The 17,551-nt window shown below is 66.0% G+C and carries 15 protein-coding genes; 9 read left to right on the top strand and 6 right to left on the bottom strand.

Annotation, left to right across the window (positions count from 1 at the left end; translation table 11 throughout):
- The 5 genes from SLQ31_RS08530 to SLQ31_RS08550 all read right to left on the bottom strand — a co-directional run bounded on the left by SLQ31_RS08530 (position 1) and on the right by SLQ31_RS08550 (position 4,800).
- The gene (locus SLQ31_RS08530; RefSeq protein ID WP_319431429.1) at positions 1 to 1,044 is read right to left on the bottom strand and encodes an MlaD family protein; all 1,044 of its coding nucleotides are present in this window, start codon (positions 1,042 to 1,044) and stop codon (positions 1 to 3) included.
- The gene (locus SLQ31_RS08535) at positions 1,041 to 2,051 is read right to left on the bottom strand and encodes an MlaD family protein (RefSeq protein WP_319431431.1); all 1,011 of its coding nucleotides are present in this window, start codon (positions 2,049 to 2,051) and stop codon (positions 1,041 to 1,043) included. Before SLQ31_RS08535 ends, SLQ31_RS08530 begins: the two co-directional genes overlap by 4 nt.
- Complete coding sequence (locus SLQ31_RS08540) at positions 2,048 to 3,025, bottom strand: MlaD family protein (protein ID WP_319431432.1); 978 nt, start codon at positions 3,023 to 3,025, stop codon at positions 2,048 to 2,050. Before SLQ31_RS08540 ends, SLQ31_RS08535 begins: the two co-directional genes overlap by 4 nt.
- A 78-nt stretch (positions 3,026 to 3,103) precedes the next feature.
- Complete coding sequence (locus SLQ31_RS08545) at positions 3,104 to 3,964, bottom strand: ABC transporter permease (RefSeq protein ID WP_319431434.1); 861 nt, start codon at positions 3,962 to 3,964, stop codon at positions 3,104 to 3,106.
- Complete coding sequence (locus SLQ31_RS08550) at positions 3,964 to 4,800, bottom strand: ABC transporter permease (protein WP_319432959.1); 837 nt, start codon at positions 4,798 to 4,800, stop codon at positions 3,964 to 3,966. The genes SLQ31_RS08545 and SLQ31_RS08550 overlap by 1 nt, the downstream gene beginning before the upstream one ends.
- A gap of 838 nt (positions 4,801 to 5,638) precedes the next feature.
- On the opposite strand from SLQ31_RS08550, the gene SLQ31_RS08555 reads away from it, so the two are divergent.
- From SLQ31_RS08555 to SLQ31_RS08595, 9 genes are read left to right on the top strand one after another with little or no spacing between them, the layout of a single operon-like run.
- Positions 5,639 to 7,342 (top strand): thiamine pyrophosphate-binding protein, encoded by a 1,704-nt coding sequence (locus tag SLQ31_RS08555; RefSeq protein ID WP_319431436.1) that lies wholly within the window; start codon positions 5,639 to 5,641, stop codon positions 7,340 to 7,342.
- Positions 7,342 to 8,028, top strand: coding sequence for an SRPBCC family protein (locus tag SLQ31_RS08560; protein ID WP_319431438.1), 687 nt, complete (start codon positions 7,342 to 7,344; stop codon positions 8,026 to 8,028). Before SLQ31_RS08555 ends, SLQ31_RS08560 begins: the two co-directional genes overlap by 1 nt.
- Positions 8,025 to 9,059, top strand: coding sequence for a ketoacyl-ACP synthase III family protein (locus SLQ31_RS08565; RefSeq protein ID WP_319431440.1), 1,035 nt, complete (start codon positions 8,025 to 8,027; stop codon positions 9,057 to 9,059). Before SLQ31_RS08560 ends, SLQ31_RS08565 begins: the two co-directional genes overlap by 4 nt.
- Positions 9,056 to 9,328: an acyl carrier protein gene (locus tag SLQ31_RS08570; RefSeq protein WP_319431441.1), complete on the top strand. Its 273-nt coding sequence runs from the start codon at positions 9,056 to 9,058 to the stop codon at positions 9,326 to 9,328. Before SLQ31_RS08565 ends, SLQ31_RS08570 begins: the two co-directional genes overlap by 4 nt.
- Positions 9,325 to 10,935 carry an AMP-binding protein gene (locus SLQ31_RS08575; RefSeq protein ID WP_319431442.1) on the top strand — a complete coding sequence of 537 codons (1,611 nt, stop codon included), beginning with the start codon at positions 9,325 to 9,327 and terminating at the stop codon, positions 10,933 to 10,935. The genes SLQ31_RS08570 and SLQ31_RS08575 overlap by 4 nt, the downstream gene beginning before the upstream one ends.
- The gene (locus tag SLQ31_RS08580; RefSeq protein ID WP_319431443.1) at positions 10,929 to 13,139 is read left to right on the top strand and encodes an MMPL family transporter; all 2,211 of its coding nucleotides are present in this window, start codon (positions 10,929 to 10,931) and stop codon (positions 13,137 to 13,139) included. The genes SLQ31_RS08575 and SLQ31_RS08580 overlap by 7 nt, the downstream gene beginning before the upstream one ends.
- Positions 13,132 to 14,238: a methyltransferase gene (locus SLQ31_RS08585; protein WP_319431445.1), complete on the top strand. Its 1,107-nt coding sequence runs from the start codon at positions 13,132 to 13,134 to the stop codon at positions 14,236 to 14,238. The genes SLQ31_RS08580 and SLQ31_RS08585 overlap by 8 nt, the downstream gene beginning before the upstream one ends.
- 15 nt (positions 14,239 to 14,253) lie before the next feature.
- The gene (locus SLQ31_RS08590; protein ID WP_319431447.1) at positions 14,254 to 14,988 is read left to right on the top strand and encodes a class I SAM-dependent methyltransferase; all 735 of its coding nucleotides are present in this window, start codon (positions 14,254 to 14,256) and stop codon (positions 14,986 to 14,988) included.
- Positions 14,985 to 16,298 carry a cytochrome P450 gene (locus tag SLQ31_RS08595; protein ID WP_319431448.1) on the top strand — a complete coding sequence of 438 codons (1,314 nt, stop codon included), beginning with the start codon at positions 14,985 to 14,987 and terminating at the stop codon, positions 16,296 to 16,298. The genes SLQ31_RS08590 and SLQ31_RS08595 overlap by 4 nt, the downstream gene beginning before the upstream one ends.
- On the opposite strand, the gene SLQ31_RS08600 is transcribed toward SLQ31_RS08595, so the two are convergent.
- Positions 16,299 to 17,510: a pyridoxal phosphate-dependent aminotransferase gene (locus SLQ31_RS08600; protein ID WP_319431449.1), complete on the bottom strand. Its 1,212-nt coding sequence runs from the start codon at positions 17,508 to 17,510 to the stop codon at positions 16,299 to 16,301. It abuts the gene before it with no gap.
- Between the last annotated feature and the right edge of the window lie 41 nt (positions 17,511 to 17,551).

Here is a 17,551-nt window from a genome sequence, read left to right on the forward strand (position 1 = left end):
TCAGCAGGCCTTCATGATGCTGGGGAGACATAGGTCTTGGCCGGGGACCAGCCGGTTGTGCTCGTCGAACGTGACCCCGTTCCCGCTGAGCATCGGCCCGACGATGTTGAGCGTCTGCCCCAAGCCGTCGAGGGCCATGCCCCAACGCTCGGGGTGGGCCGCGAGTGTGTCACTGATGTCTTCGATTCCTTCGGCCATGGGCATCACATCTCGCCCGTACCACACCGTGAGGCGATCGAGGACGCGGGTCAATTCCTTGATCAGACTGAAGAATTCGACGATGTCGACGGCCTTCGAGGTGTACATCCGGCTGAGGATGTCGAACTGCTCGAACAGCGCGATGAGCTGTGCACGTCCGGCGGTCATGGCCCGCAGCCCGTCGTTGATGAAGTCCAGACCGCGATGGAAGTCGGTGGTGGATTTACTCATCGATTCGGTCAGCTGATCTGCGGACTGGAGAAGGTTGCGAATCGCGTCGGGATACCTGTTGGCCGCGTTGGCGACTTCGGCGAAGGTGTCGTGGATGACTTGACCGTCCACCTTTTTGACCACTGGCGTGGCTGCCTGGATGATGTCGTTGACCTCGAAGGGCAGGGTGACGCGCTGCGGTGGAATCCCGTTGCGGCCCAGCGGTGACGCGCCCTTGGGGTCCAGCGCCACGTAGTGGCCGCCCAGGGGGGTCAGCAGCTTGATGTCCAGGGTGGAGTCCAAGCCGACATGCACCGAGTTCTCGACGTCGAACGTCATCTCGACCAGCGCGCCGTCGAGACGAACGCCGGTGACCTTGCCGACCGGAATGCCGGCCACCCGGACCTGATCGCCGGCGCGCAGACCGGCGGAGTTGGGCATGTGCGCGGTATAGCGGCCCTCATCCGCCGGATTCAGGTAGGCCATCGCGGTGCCGGCGAGCGAGGCCATGATGACCGCGACGCCGATGAGGCCGTTTCGGCGATTGCGGATGGCGGTGGCGCGTTCGTCGCGCGACGCGTGCCGCCCGCCGATTCTCGCGCGCAATGCGCTGAGTCGATCGCCGCGATCCGTCACTGGCACACCACCAGGTTCTGTTGCGCGAACGAAACCTCGCCGATCCCTGGCAGGGTGACTTCGCCGCGCGAGCAGGAAAACGTTGGTGTCGCGGGTTGTTCGTCGACCAGCCAGTCCCGCATGCCCTGTACCAACGACGGGGCGAGCGACAGGCCCGCGATGATCGTCGGGGTCTGTGGCCACATCCGGCTGGTCAAGTCGTAGAGCGCTCCGGTGGTCCCGTCGAACGTGCGCTCGAAATATTGCATGACGTGGGTGGTGTTCCGTAGGACCGGCAGGCCGCTGTCCAGGGCGGCGCGGAATTCTTCGGCCTTGGAGCCGAACTTCGCGAGCACCTCGTTGAGCTGAGAGATGAGTGCAAACAGCTGCCCGGACTTGCCGCCCAGATCTTGGGAGATCGCGCTGAGATTGCGAATCATCGTGGTGATCACGACCTGGCGGTCGACCGCCAGTTTGGAGATCTCGTCGAGGTCGTGAAGAAACGGGCCGATGCCGGATTCGTCGCCCTGAATCAGCCGCAGCAGGTTCTCGCCCAACAGATTGAACTGGGCGGGGTCAAGCGTTTGGAACATTGGCTGAAACCCGTTGAACAACTTCGCGACATCGAATGACGGGATCGTCTGTCCGATGGGAATGGTGCCGCTGTCCGGCAGCCGGTTATCAGGCTTGGGCGGCTGGACGAGTTCCACATAACGCTGACCGATCAGAGTTTGATAGCGCACCGCGGCAACGGTATTGGTGTACAGCGGATGGTCGGCTTGGGCGGTGAAGTCCACCTTGGCGACCCGCCCGTCGAGCCGGATGGTCTGGACCTTGCCGACCTGGACGCCGGAAATCCGAACGTCATCGCCGACGTAGAGCCCCGACACATCGGAGAACGTCGCCGTGTAGCGGGACAACGCCCCGGTGACCGGGCTACGCAGGGCGGTCAGCACGACGAGCGTGCACACGACGGCGACCGCGGTGAAGATCGTCAGCCAAATCACGGATTTGGTAACGCTTCTCATCGGCCGCCGCCCTGCGGTGGGGCGGCCGCGGGGGCCTCGGCGGGCAGCGCCGCCGCGAGCCCGGGCATGGTGTCCAGGGTGAGTTCGAGATTCAGCCGGACCTTGCCGTTGACGATCGGGAACGCCGTACTGGTGCGGTCCAGCAGGCCGGATATCCGGTCGTAGGCCGGCGACATGCTCCCGTACATGTACGAATACGGCAGCAACACACTCATGATCCCGCCGAACAGCGGGACGAGCCACGTCAGGTGCCTGGCGAAGATCCCGTCGGCGGTGAAGAGCAGCTGGGAGAGCTGGTCCATGATCAGGTTCATCCGAGCCACCCCGTCGGGATGCGCCAAGAATTCCATGCCGTTGAGCAGGTCATAGGCCAAGCTGACGAGGGGGACGGCGTCGCTGACACCGTTGACCACCGAGGCGAGCACCGAAAGTGACTGCGAGAAAGGCACTTTCTGGGAGTCGGTGAGCATCTTGATCAGATCGAAGTAGGACCGGGTTACCGGCTCGGTGAGGTCGGCGTGCTTGCGCACTATCCCGATGATGTGGTCGATGTCGGGCGAGTCCATGATCCGGCCGAATTTCTGGCCCTGCCGCAGCAGCCCGGTGATGGAAGCCGACCGCACGTTGGTGTCGACCATCAGCGTCTGGTTCGGACTCAGCCGGGGGCCCGCTCCGCTGCTGACCAGTTCGACCGCGGCAAGGCCAAAGGTGTTGGACGACATAAAATTCGCCGTGGTGTCGACGGCCAGGGCCGCGGCCTGGCGTGGCTCGAGCTCGAGGGTGATCTTCTGTTTGTTGAAGCCGGCCGATTGCAGCGTCTTCACCGAACCGATGGTCAGTCCGCGGAATTTCACCTCGGCGCCCGGCGTCAGGCCCTCGCCGAGGGTGTCAGCCATCACGGTCAGCTTGAACGTGTCGGCGTAGCTCCCGGTGCCGAATTGATATAGCACGGTGCCCGCGACAATCAGTACCACGGCGGCAATGAGACCCCGTATGCGCAACGCGCGCGAAGTGGGCGTCCGCCCTCCCTGGTCGGCAGTTACCGGCATGCCCTATCCCGAAATCCGAATCCCGGGGCTGTTGCCCCAGAACAGCAGCGTCAGAACCATATCGGCGGCGACCACGGTGACGATGCTGGCGCGGATGGCGCGACCCGAGGCCCGCCCGACACCCTCGGGACCGCCGACGGCGTAGTAGCCCTGATAGCCATGAATGGCGATGATCAGGGTCACGAAGATGACCGCCTTGAGCACCGAGAACACGATGTCGGAAGGCTGGATGAACGAGTCGAAGTAGTGGTAGTAGGTGCCGGAGGACTGCCCGTGCAACACGTTGACCACCAGCGCGCACGACACATAGCTCAGCGCCAGCGTCACCACATAGAGCGGAATGATCGTCAGCATCCCGGCAATCACCCGGGTGGTGACCACGAACGGGATCGATCGAATACCCAGCGCTTCGAGCGCATCGATCTCCTCGGAGATCCGCATGGCGCCGATCTCGGCGGTCATTCGGCACCCGGCCTGGGCGGCGAAACCGATCCCGGCGATCATCGGTGCCATTTCCCGGGTGTTGGCGTAGGCGGAGACGAAACCGGTCAGCGGGCCCATCCCGACCATGTCCAGGGCGCCATACCCTTCGATGCCCACCGAACCGCCGACCGCCGCACCCATGAACACCAGCACGCCGATGGTGCCGCCGCCGACGATCAGCGACCCGTTGCCCCACATCACGTCGACCAACAACACCCCCGTCTGTTTGCGGTAGTGCTTCAGGGTGTGCGGAATCGCGCCGAGCACCTGAGCCAGGAAGCTGACTTGGTGGCCGAGGCGCTGGAACACCGAGTCGCCCTGCTCGGCGATCCACAGCGGCGCCGAAACGACGCCAGGTAGGTGGCGGGACGGGGTGGCCATCAACCCATCCTCAGCGGCATGGACATCGACACGCCCTGCGTGATGATGAGGTTGAGAACGAACACCGCGACCACGCCGATCACGACCGAGGCGTTCACCGCGTCGGCCACGCCTCGCGCCCCGCCCTTGGCCTCCAGGCCGCGCTGACAGGCCACGAGGATGACCACCAGGCCGAAAAGCCAGGTCTTGAGCATGGCGACCACCACATCGCTGACGCTGGCGAACGACGCAAAGGATGCGATGTAGCTGCCCGGCGTGCCGGACTGGAAACCGACGTTGATCGCGTAGCCGGCCGCCAGCCCCATGAAGATGATGAAGGCGCACAGCACCGGCGCGACGAACACGATCGCCGCCAGCCGAGGGGTGACCAGTCGCTGCACCGGGTCGACGCCCATCACGCGCAGCGCGTCGACCTCTTCGCGGATCGTGCGGGCGCCGAGATCCGTCGCCACGGCCGAACCGGCCGCACCGCCCAGCAACAACGCGGCCACCATCGGTGCGCCCTGCCGGATCACCCCGAGGCCGCCCGCCGCACCCGAGACCGACGACGCGCCGACCTGCTGAATGAAGTTGCCCACCTGCACCGCCACGATCACCCCGAACGGGATGGACACCAGTAGTGCCGGTATCGCCGTGACGCTGATGATGAACCAGGCTTGGTTGAGGGTGTCGCGCCACGGGTGGCGCAGCCGGATCAGATCCGTGATCAGGAAGCCGAACGCCTGAGCGCCAAGGCCAAAGAAGCGGCCCAACGTCTGCAACGACGAATCCGTTTGGGCGAGCACATGCCTAAGCGGTCTGCTTAGTATCGTGACGACCTCACGGCCGGTCGACACCGCTGCGACGGGTTCGCTCGCCTCCGGCGTAGCGGGCGCAGCCGCAGTGCCAGTGGGGACGGTTTCGCTGTTCGTGGTGGAGGTCGCGTCGACATCGACGCAGGCAAGGTCGATGTCTTCGGGTTCGGTCGCTGCTTCAGCCGCAGTCGCGTCGTGGACACCTGCGGTCAACGGCAGGCACCTCCTTATTCGCTGGCAAAACTACTTCCCCCCAGCAAAGTTCGAGCTTGGTTGTCGTGCGTTTACCAGCGGTACGAGTACGTGCGTTGTACCAGCGGCGGAGGGCGTGTGTTCACGGAAAGAAGTTCAGTGTGATGTACGCCACAAACCACCGTCAAGGGCGGTTGTCGCGTCACGACGCAGACTGATGCTGACCGAGAGTTGCGGCAGGGTCAATAACGTGCGCGGACGTGCGTTTAGCGCGGCGATGGCCGTAAGTTCCCTGGCTCAGCGACACTTCGTGTCCGGCGATGTCATTTTTGACCGTGGACCCGCGGTTGCGGATAACCGGCGACTGCACAGGAGATTGACAGTCTGTCCAATTGGCGGTGAGACGACGAGGGGGGCCGTGCCCGACCATCGGGCCGGGGGCCGAAGCCGGGTTGGTCGCCGGGGCACGTGACCGGACACCGTCGTGTTCACATTTCGCGCACGCCCGGTTGGCGCTCGGTTCGGGCAAATACCGCTACGACCCGGTGCGATTGTCTGCCAGTTCGCCAAAGCTCGGCGAACAGCCGGGCATCTGCACTAGGGTTTCGTCCAAGTTAGACGGACTAGGTGGGGGTCATGGCGAGCGCTGTTTCTGGGCAGGTGCCGGGGGCGACTGCGCTCGATCGTCATGCCGGTCAGCTCTGAGCACAACGGCGCAGGGGATCGGCGCACGCGAGTAGTCGACTACATCGTCGAACGCCTGGCCCTGCGCGGTGTCCGGCACGTATTCGGCGTGGACGGCGCCAACATCGAGGACCTTTACGACGCCGCCCACGCGTGCCCCGACGTCACCGCCGTGGTGGCCAAGCATGAATTCTCCGCAGCGGCCATGGCGGATGCCTACAGCCGTACCGGCGGTGGCATCGGCGTCGTCGCCGCGACGTCCGGCGGTGGCGCCCTCAACACCGTCCCTGGGCTGGGGGAGTCGTTGGCCAGCCGCGTCCCGGTCCTGGCGCTGATCGGCCAGCCGCCGACGACGACGGACGGCCGCGGGTCGTTCCAGGACACCAGCGGCCAAGGCGGCGCACTCGACGGGGACGCGCTGTTCGCGGCGGTGTCCGTTTTCTGCCGGCGGGTGCTGACCCCGGCCGACATCGTGACCGCGTTGCCCCAGGCGCTTGATGCCGCGATGGCCATCGGTGGGCCCGCGGTGTTGTTGCTGCCCAAGAACATTCAGCAGGCGCCTGTCGAAGCTCCGGCCGAGGTGGCGACCGAGGGGCCTGCGCGCCGGGTCGGGCAGGTCGACGCGCTGGTCGAGCTGCTCGGCAGCGTCGACGGCCCGGTGACGATCATCGCCGGGGACCAGGTTGCTCGCGACGACGCCCGCACCGAACTGGAGAACCTGCGAGAGGTGTTGCACGCCAGAATCGCCACGGTGCCCGACGCGAAGGACGTTGTCACGGCCGAGGCGGCCTTGGGCGTGACCGGGGTGATGGGCCATCCCGCGGTGGGTGCCGCCCTGGCCGAGAGCGGGGTGTGCCTGCTGGTGGGTACCCGGCTGCCACTGATGGCGCGCGGCGGCCTGGAGCAGACACTGGACTCGCTGCCCATCGGATCGATCGGCTCAGCGCCGCCATACCTGCCTGCTACGCACGTCGACAGCGGCGACTTGCGCGCCTCGCTGACCCTGCTCGCCGCCGCGTTGGCTGACTCCACGCATCGCGAGCCGGTCGCCGAACAGGTCCTCAAAGGTGAGCTGACACCACCGGCCCACGACGGGGCGGGGGTGCGCTACCGGGATGCGATGCTCACGCTGGACGCGCTGCTGCCGCAGGACGCCGACATCGCCGTCGACGCGGGCAATATCGGCGCGGCCGCGATCCACTGGCTGCCGGCACGCCGCGACGGCCGATTCCTGGTGGCCCTCGGAATGGGCGGCATGGGATACAGCTTCGGCGCCGGCATCGGGATGGCCTTCGCGCGCGGTGATTCGACGGGCCAGAAGCCGCGGCGCCGCACGGTGGTCGTCGCCGGTGATGGATCATTCTTCATGCACGGCATGGAAATTCACACCGCAGTGCACTACCGGCTTCCGGTGACGTTCGTCCTGTTCGACAACCACGCACACGCAATGTGTGTCACCCGTGAGCAGTTGTTCTTTCGCGACCGGTACAGCTACAACCGGTTCGGCCCCAGCCGGCTCGGGGCCGGCCTGGCCGCCATGTTCCCCGCACTGCCGTCGATCGACGTCACCGACATCGGCGACCTGGCGGTGGCGATCAAGGCCGCATTGGACGTCGAGGGTCCGTCCGTGGTGTCGGTCGAGTGCTCGGCCGACGAAATCCCGCCCTTCACAGCCTTCTTGGACGCATCACTACCGAGGGAACCCTGATGACACTGCCCGCGCTCGAGGACATCACCACCCACCACAATCACCGGATCGGGGGCGGCGCCGATCCGATTCCCGGGCTGATGCGCATCGAGACGTCGCCAAGGGAGAAGGCCACCCCGATCCTGATGGAGATGATCCATGCGGTCTATCCGCACGACGACGTGTTCGGGGAGTTCTGCACCGTCAGCGATTTCGTCGACTGCCCGCCCGACGAATTGTTCGACTATCTGTCCGACACCCGGTCGCTGGAGGAGTGGACATACAGCCTGCGCGGCTTTACCCCCACCGAGGAGGACGGGCTATGGCTGGCCTATGACCGGCTCGGCAGCGAGACCGAGATCTACACCCGCACCGTTGCCAACCGGGAGGCGCGCACCGTCGACTATCACTGTGCCTGGGATCAGGGCCGGCACTTGTGGATGGTTTATCTGATGCGCGTGGTGGATGCGCAGGTGGTGTTCAACAAGCCCGGCTCGGTGGTGCTGTGGACGAACTGCCACCACCCGTTCTACGACGACAATCCGTATCCCGAGACCGCCCCGCCGGAACGCCCGGTCTGGGTGGGTGACTTCTGGGAGATGTTCGGTGCTGGTCATCTCCTGGAACTGAAGAACCTCAAGGCAATTGCCGAATACCGCCACCACAACGGGCTGCCCATCACCCCGGACTGGATGCGCACATCATGAGCCCGAGCGGCACTGCGCCCACAGTCAGCCTGATCGACGTCGCCACCTATCTGCCCGAAAACCGGGTCCCCGCCGAGTGGTACACGCAATACAGCGACAACGACGACCTGCGCGACAACCCGATGTTCCGGCCACCGGACTTCCGTCACCACGCGGCCGACGACGAGTCCAACGTCGACATGATCGAGCGTGCTGTCGCGGAATTGGTTGCCCGCCACGGGCCCGACGTGCTTGGCGAAGTCGACGTCCTGCTCACGCACTCTCAGCTGCCCGATCTGCCGATCCTCGGGGCAGGCGGCGAGGTCGCGAAACGATTGGGCATCAACCCCGAGTGGATCATCGACGTGCACAACGGCGGCTGCGCGGCGTTCGTGTTGATGCTCAAGCTGGCGCGCCAGCTCCTGAGCGGCGGAGCGGGCCGCACCGCGCTGATCGCCGTCGCGCAGAACGCCGCAGGCAAGATCTTCGAACAGGACCAGGTACGCAAGCTGGCCCAGGCGTCGGTCCCCGGCGACGGCGCGGCGGTCGGGTTGGTCACGCTCTCGGACAGTTCGCCGGTGCTCGACATCGAATGCCGCTACTTCGGCGAGAATGCCACCGATATGACCCTGGCCGCCGATCCGGCGCGCCGGTGGTGGGAGGCCGGCGAGGGCCAGGGCTACGTCGGCTTCAACGAGGGCAAGATCATCAAGGTGCTCGCCCGAGGGAACCGGCAGGTGCCCCAAGTTGTGCGTGCGGTGTGTGACCGTATCGGGGTGAAGCCGGGCGACCTCGACCTGCTCGTGACCAACCAGCCGAACCGGTTGCTACTGCGGAACTGGAATGAGGCGCTGGGGATTTCGCCCGAGCGTCACCGTGACACGTTCCACGAGTGCGGCAACCTGTTCGCGGTCGCGATCCCGGTCAACTTCGAGGCCGCGGTCCGAGACGGCCACATCGGCGCGGGCGACATCGTCATGATGGCCGGGTTTGCGCACGCCGGCGACTTCGCCGGCGCCGCCGCCATCCAATGGGGTGGAACGCGGAAATGACGGCGGCCGGCGGACAACCGACGACGTTGGGCGCGGTCACCCAGGACATCATCGGCTTCATCGCATCCGAAACTGATGGCGCTGCAGCCAATCTCACAGCCGACTCCGGCCTGCAGGACGCAGGCATGGATTCGGCCAGGGTGCTGTCGCTGGTGTTCCGGATCGAAGCGCGCTACGACATCGACCTGGACGCCGAGGATGGCGACGACCTGCGCACGGTTGGTGAGTTGGCCCAATTGGTGCTGCGCCGCATCCAGGAGCGGGCATGAGTGGTGCCCTCGCCATCCTGCCCAAGTTCGGGACGCTCACCGAAATGCTCGATACCGCAGCGCAAAGTGGCCAGAGCCTGATCTTCGTCGACCGCAACGAGAACGACACCGAAGTCCCTTTTGCCCAGGTCCGCCAGCAGGCGCGCGAACTCGCCGCAGGCCTGCGCGCCGCCGGTGTGCACACCGGCGATCGCGTCGCACTGGTACTGCCGACCGGACCGGAATTCGTCGCCAGTTTCTTCGGCGTGCTCTATGCGGGCGCCGTACCCGTGCCGTTGTACCCGCCGGTGCGCCTGGGCAAGCTCGACGAGTACCGTGCGCGGACGGCCGTGATGTTGCAGGCGGTTCAGGTGGCCCTGGTGGTCACCGAGGATCGAATCCGTCCACTGTTCGAATTCGTGGAGACGCGATGTGTCACCGCAGCCGAACTGAGTGGTTCGGACGGTGTCGAGATCGAGTTGGCCACCACCGATCTCGCGCTGATCCAGTTCTCCTCGGGTACCACGCACGATCCCAAACCCGTCGCCCTCACCCACCAGAACCTGCTGTACAACCTCGCCGCGATCGCCGACTACTTCGTCAGCGCGGGCATGCCCGACCAGGTGGGTGTCACGTGGCTGCCGCTGTACCACGACATGGGGTTGATCGGAAACCTGTTGATGGCGTTCTATCTTCCGCGCCCGTTGGTGTTGCTGCCACCCGAGCTGTTCCTTGCCGTGCCTGCCGCGTGGTTGCGCGCCATCTCGCGGCACCGCGGCACGGTCACAGCGGCTCCCAATTTCGCTTTTGGCTTGTGCCTGAAGCGGATTCGCGATGAGGACCTGGCCGGCGTCGACCTGAGTTCCTGGCGTCTGTGCCTCAACGGTGCGGAGCTGGCCAACGCCGACGTTCAGCGCCGATTCAGCGAGCGCCTCGGGCGGTGGGGATTCGACGCCTCGGCGTTCACTCCGGTCTACGGCCTTGCCGAGGCGTCGCTGGCGGTCACGTTCAAGCCGGCGGGCAGCATGTTCAGTGTCATCGAATTCGACGACAAGGAGCTGGTGAGCACCGGTCGCCCGCTGGCGGGCATCGAGGTCGAGATCCGCGGTGACGATGCCCGGCCGCTGCCCGAGGACCAGGTGGGGCACATCTTCGTTCGGGGGTCCAGCGTGATGGCCGGCTACTACGGTCGGGCCGATCTCACCGCGCAGGTGCTGCACGACGGCTGGCTGGATTGTGGTGACCTCGGATTCGTCCATGACGGTGAGCTTTTCGTCTGCGGACGCAGCAAGGAGACTGTCATCATCCGCGGCGCCAATCACGCACCCCAGGACTTCGAGGTGGCGATCGACGGGTTGGCTGGTGTTCGCACCGGCTGCACGGTGGCGTTCGGCTACCTGCCGGTCGACGCGGACGACGAGGCGCTGGCATTGCTCGTCGAGACCACCGCCGATGCACCCGACGGCCTGGCGGTCGACGTGGCGGCCCGGGTGCTGGCGCGCACCGGTATCGCCGTCGGGCACGTCGAGCTCTTGGCACCGGGCACGTTGCCACGCACATCCAGCGGAAAACTACGTCGGCTCGAGGCGCGTACGCAATGGCTGGCGGGAACGCTGTCACCGTGTTAGCGGGCATCGCTCGGCTCGCGACTCGTGCCCCTCGGCGGATGATCGCGGTCGCGGTGCTCGTCCTGATCGGCACAGCAGCATTCGGCATTCCGGTGGCCGGCCGGCTGTCCGCGGGTGGTCTCACCGACCCCGGTGCGCAGTCGTCGCAGGCGAGGACGGTGCTGGCACACACCTTTGGGCAGGGTGACATGCCGCTGCTGATCACCGTCAGCTCACCCGACGGCGTCAACTCCAGTGCAGCGCGCACGGTAGGCACCGAGATTGTGCAGACTCTGAGCCACTCGGCCACGGTGGCGACGGTTACCTCACCGTGGACCGCTCCGCCGTCCGCGGCCGCGTCGCTGATCAGCAAGGACGGCACGATAGGCGTCATCGTGGCCGGCATCACCGGCGGCGACAACGGCGCGCCCAAAAACGCTGCGGCGCTGATCGATACAGTGGCCCACAATCGTGACGGGGTGACCGTGCGGGCCGGCGGCGAGGCGGCCATGATGCTTCAGATCACTCAACAGAGCGAAAAAGATCTGAAGATCATGGAAGGCGTGGCGATTCCGCTGAGCTTTCTGGTTCTGGTCTGGGTGTTCGGCGGCCTGGTGGCAGCCTCGCTGCCGGTGGCGGTGGGTGCGGTCGCGATCTTCGGTGCGATGGCCGTGCTGCGCGTGATCACCTTCGCCACCGACGTCTCGATCTTCGCGCTCAATCTCGCTGTCGCCCTGGGGCTGGCGTTGGCCATCGACTACACGCTGCTTCTGCTGAGCCGATTCCGCGACGAACTGTCAGCTGGCGCGGAGCGTGACGATGCGCTGATGCGCACCATGGTCTCGGCAGGCAGGACAGTGTTGTTCTCCGCGATGACGGTCGCGCTGTCGATGTCGACGATGGTGCTCTTCCCGATCTATGCACTCAAGTCATTCGGCTACGCGGGCGTCGCCGTGGTCGCATTCGCCTCTCTGACAGCGGTGTTCGTGACACCGGCGGCCATCGTTCTGCTCGGAGATCGCCTGGACTCACTGGACCTGCGCCGGTGGCTGCGGCGCCCGGTCGCGGTGGCACGCCCCGTTGAGGAAAGCCCCTGGTATCGGCTGGCGACGTTCTCGATGCGCAGGGCGCTTCCGGTCGCCGTGGCGATCGTTGGGTTGCTGGTGGCGCTCGGCGCGCCATTCCTTGGCGTCAAATGGGGTGTGCCTGACGACCGGGTCCTGCCGACGTCGAGTTCGTCGCACGTGGTCGGCGACCAGCTGCGCACCCAGTTCAGCTCTGATCTGGCCAAGAATCTGACCATCGTCATACCGGACGTCAACGGCATCAGTTCGGCGCAGCTCGACGCGTACGCTGCCGCGCTGTCGCAGATATCCGACGTGTCGTCGGTCTCGTCGCCGGGCGTCACCTTCGTCGCCGGCTCCGCCGTTGGGCCCCCGACGGCAGCGACCGGGATCACGAACGGCAGCGCGTTTCTCACCGTCGCCAGCACCGCACCGCTGTATTCGCAAGCATCCGAGACGCAGCTCGACAAGCTGCAAGCTATTCCCGCCCCGGCGGGCAGGCAGGTGCTGATCGGTGGGACACCGCAGGTCAACCAGGACACCGCCAGCGCGATCGCGTCCCGGCTCGGTGCGGTTCTCGCGATCATCGCCGGGATCACGTTCGTGCTGCTGTTCCTGATGACCGGCAGTATCGTGGTGCCGCTGAAGGCATTGATACTCAACGTCTTATCGCTGAGTGCCGCGTTCGGGGCGCTGGCGTGGATCTTCCAGGACGGCAACCTCGGCGCCTTGGGTACCACCTCGACCGGAACCCTGGCGATCAGCATCCCGGTGCTGCTGTTCTGCATCGCCTTCGGTCTGTCGATGGACTACGAGGTGTTCCTGGTGGCGCGGATCCGCGAATTCTGGCTGGCAAGCGGCAAGACTGCTGCCGACAATGACAGAAGCGTCGCACTGGGACTGGCCCGCACCGCGCGAGTGATCACAGCAGCGGCGCTCATCATGGCCATCACCTTCGCGGCACTGTCCGGCGCGCAGGTGTCGTTCCTACGGATGCTGGGTGTCGGCCTGACACTGGCGATCCTGGCGGACGCTACGCTGGTGCGTGTCCTGCTCGTCCCGGCCTTCATGCACTTGATGGGCCGATTCAACTGGTGGGCGCCGAAAGCACTGGCGCGCCTGCATCAACGGGTCGGAATCCGGGAGGCACCCCATGCCTAAGGCCGCGAAGGTGCCACCCGCTCGGCTCGCCCGCGCCGTCGAGTGGACACGCCATCACCTGCTTCTGCTTCATCAACGGATGCTGCCCGCGCCCATGGCGATGATGGAGCTGGTGGTGTCGGGATGGCCCGCGCAGGCGATCACCACAGCCGCTCAACTCGGTATCGCCGATGCGCTCGCGGACGGACCGCTACCGATCGAGGAGCTGGCCGCGCGGGTGGGCGCCGACGCCGACGCGCTGCGCCGGCTGATGCGGGCGTTGATCGGCCGCGGCATTTTCCGTCGCCGCCGCGACGGGCGCTACGCGCTGAATTCCGTTGCCGCCACTCTGCGTTCCGACGCACCGATCTCGCTGAAAGGCGCGGCGCTGTTCCAGGGTTCCCAAGAGCAGCGCGAGCGCTGGACTCTGCTGACCGACGCGGTTCGAACGGGTGAGTCGGTGGTCCCGGCATTGCGTGGCATGGACGGGTTCGACTACCTCATCGAGATACCCGACCACGCCGACCTTTTCGACCAGACGATGACCAGCCTTGCCCAGATGACGCTGGCTGTCGTGGTGGCCAGCTATGACTTCACGGCACACCACACGATCGTCGACGTCGGTGGGGGACAGGGGGCGATGCTGGCCGCCATCCTCCGGAGCACGCCCGGGTCGAGGGGAGTCCTCTACGATGTGCCTCGGGTTGTTGCCGGCGCCCCAGAGTTGTTGAACGCCAACCGTGTCACGGACCGCGTTCAGATCGTCGAGGGATCCTTCTTCGACCATGTTCCCGGCGGGGGCGATGCCTACCTGCTCAAGAACATCATCCACGACTGGGCTGACGACAAGGCACTGCAGATCCTGCGCAATGTCCGGGCGGCGGCAGGGCCGGGTGCCACCGTGCTGCTGGTCGAGATGGTCGTTCGGGAGAACGGCCGCGACGGCCCCGAGAACTGGGTGGATCTGGAGATGCTCCTGAACCTCGGTTCTCGCGAGCGCACCGCGCAGGAGTACCGGAATCTGCTGCAGCAAGCCGGGTTCCGAATGACCCGGGTGGTGCCGACCGCCTCGCCGCTCAGTGTGGTCGAGGCCGTCGTCGACGACGCGGCACCGGGCTAGGCGGCGGTGGCCCGGATGGACATCGCAACCATGCCGCGCGGCGGGTTCGACGCCACATGGCTGGATCGCCGTCTGCAGACCGACCGGCTGGAATACCTGGACCGCGACGATGTCGCCGACCGGGTCAAACGGCAGGTGATCTGGTCGCTCGACTGGATGGGGCGGATCCTGCGCGATCATGATCACCTCGCCGCCCGGATACTACCGCTCGTTGGCGATATCGGTGACCCGAAGATTCTGGAACTGGGGGCGGGCCACGGGGCGTTGTCGCGCGCAGTGCTGAAACTGCACTCCACAGCCCAGGTTACGGTGACCGACATCGATCCAGTCTCGGTGGCGAACATCGCCGCAGGCGATCTGGGCAGCCATCCGCGTGCCGCCGTCCGCCCGATCGACGCCACCGACATCGACGCGCCCGACCGGTCCTACGACCTGGCGTTGTTCGCCCTGTCGTTTCATCACCTGCGGCCGGCCCAGGCCGCGAAGGTGCTCGAAGAAGGCACCCGGGTGGCCGACAAGCTCGTGGTGTGCGACCTGTACCGTCCGCCCGCCCCGGTGCACGTGCTGCGGCTGGCGTCGATGCTGCCGTTCGTGTTCGTGCCGTTCGCCCACGACGGGCTGATCAGCTCGTTACGCGCCTACAGCCCCTCGGCATTTCAGGCGTTGGCCGCGCACTGCGACCCGGCGATCACACTCGAGTTCAGCCGGCTGGGGCGTAACCAGGTCGTCGTGGCGTCGAGGGTGCCGTGAGGGCGCCTGCGACGCTGGCGGCACTGGGCCGCGCCGCCTGGGCCGGCATCGACCCGGAAGGGTTCTTCCGCAGGCACGCCAGCGACCCGAAGCCGTTCCCGGTGCGGTTTCCTGGACTCGGCGAGGTCCTGTTCTTTTCGACGGCCGAGGGTGCGCGCGACATACTGACCGCTCCCGGCTCACAATGCCGGGCACCACTGCCCAACCCGATCGAACCCGTCGTCGGGCAGAACTCGCTGATCCTGCTGTCCGGCGAGGCTCATCGTCGGGCCAGAAGTATTCTGACGCCACCGTTTCGGGGTGAACTCATGCGTTGCTACGTCGATGTGATCGCCGAGGTTGCGAAGGACGAGATCGCTACCCTGCGGCCGGGCGATCACCTGCTGGTCGGTCAGGCGGCCCAGCGCATCACCCTGGACGTGGTGATCCGGGTGATGTTCGGCGTGACGAACCGAACGCGGCGTGCCGAATATGCCCGGGTGACAACGCAATTACTGCGCTCCGGCAGCGCGGCGCTGATGCTAGTGCCGTGGCTGCGTCGCGACATCGCCGGACGGGGGCCGTGGGCGCGCCTGGTTGGCTTTCGCGCCCAGCTTGACCGGCTGCTGTCCGAGCAGATCGAAGAGCGAAGGGGCAGTGGCGAACACGGCAGCGATGTGCTCGGACTGATCCTCGACGCCACCGACGACGAGGGCAACCTGCTCGGCGACGACGTGCTGCATGACCAACTGCGGACCATGCTCGCCGCCGGGCACGAGACCAGCTCGACCTCGTTGGCGTGGGCGCTGTTCCACATCCACCGTGACGAAGGCATTCGCGCACGTGTCGGCGAGGAGCTGGCGACCGCGGCCACGCCGGCGGAGGTCACCGCGCTGCCGTATCTCGGTGCGGTGATCCAAGAGACTCTTCGCGTGCATCCGACGGTGCCGATCGTGTTACGTCGGCTCACCGCACCGCTGACGGTCGCCGGTGTTGCCTGTTCGGCTGGCGATGTGGTCGGAATCGCCTTGCCCGCACTGCATTTCAACCCCAAACTGTGGCAGGATCCGGAGTCCTTCCTCCCCGAGCGATTCCTGGACGCCAAGCCGTCGCCGTTTCAGTACGCGCCCTTCGGCGGAGGGTACCGTCGCTGCATCGGCGCGACGTTCGCGCACAACGAGCTGGCGGTGGCGATCGGCACCATCATGAAGACGCTCGAATTGCGCGTGCCGGCGGCCGAACAGCGCGGAAAGCCACCTCGTGCGGTGCCTCGCGGTATTGCTACCAAGCCCAGCCGCGAGATCGCGCTGGAAGTCATTGCGCGACGCTAGCTACTGGCGATAGGTCGCCAGGAACTGCCCGATTCGCTCGATGGTGGATTCCAGTTCGTCGGCCTGCGGCAGGGTCACGATCCGGATGTGGTCGGGCTCAGGCCAACTGAGACCCGTCCCGGGAATGATGTGGATCTTCTCCTGGATCAGCAGATCGAGGACGAACTGCTCGTCGTCGCGGATCGGATACACGCTGAGGTCGATCTTCGGAAAGGCATAGAGCGCGCCCTTGGGTTTGACGCACGACACGCCAGGAATCGCGTTCAGGGCAACCCAGGCGCGATCGCGCTGTTCGTGCAGCCTGTCGGTGGGGAGGGTGAGATCGAGGCCCGATCGGTCGGCTTCCAGCGCAAGGCGAATCGCCTGCTGGGCAGGAACATTCGCGCAGCGACGCAGCCCAGCCACGGTCGTCAGACCTTCGAGATAGCTGGTGGCATGGTCGGTGGGTCCGGATACCGCGAGCCAGCCGGCGCGAAAGCCCGCACAGCGGTAGGCCTTTGAGAGACCGTTGAAGGTCAGGCACAGCAGATCCGGTGCCAGCGACGCCGTCACGGTATGCGTGGCGTCGTCGTAGAGAATCTTGTCGTAGATCTCGTCCGAGCAGACGATGAGGTTGTGCTCCCGTGCGACTTCGAGGATGTCGGTGAGCACTTCGGGCGGGTAGACCGCGCCAGTCGGATTGTTGGGGTTGATGATCACGATCGCCCGCGTTCGCGCGGTGACCTTCGACGCGATATCGGCGACGTCGGGATACCAGTCCGATGATTCGTCGCATCGATAGTGCACCGCGCGGCCACCGTTGATGTTGATTGCGGCGGTCCAGACCGGGAAGTCGGGCGCGGGCACCAGCACTTCGTCGCGGTCTTCGAGGAGCGCGGTCATCGCCATCGTGATCAGTTCGGAGGCGCCATTGCCGAGGAACACGTTGTCGACGTCGACGTCCGGGACGGCGCGGGCCGCGTAGTACTGCGCCACCGCATGCCGCGCTGACGGCAACCCTTTGGGGCCGGTATAGCCGGCCGAGGCCGCCAACGTGCCGGCGATCTCCCGAACCAGTTCGGCGGGTGCCTCGAACCCGAACGGATGCGGATCGCCCGCATCCAGTCGCACGATGTGGTGACCCGCCGCCTCCAGCCGGGCGACCTCTTCAGCGATCGGACCCGGCGTCTCGTGCGAGAGGTTGGACAACCTGCTCGACTGCGCGAACTTCATTCGGTTCCTTTCACCGCAGAAAGCATCGCAGACAGCGCCGC

Origin of the sequence: Mycobacterium sp. RTGN5 (genome assembly GCF_033804465.1) — a bacterium.
Lineage (GTDB): Bacteria > Actinomycetota > Actinomycetes > Mycobacteriales > Mycobacteriaceae > Mycobacterium.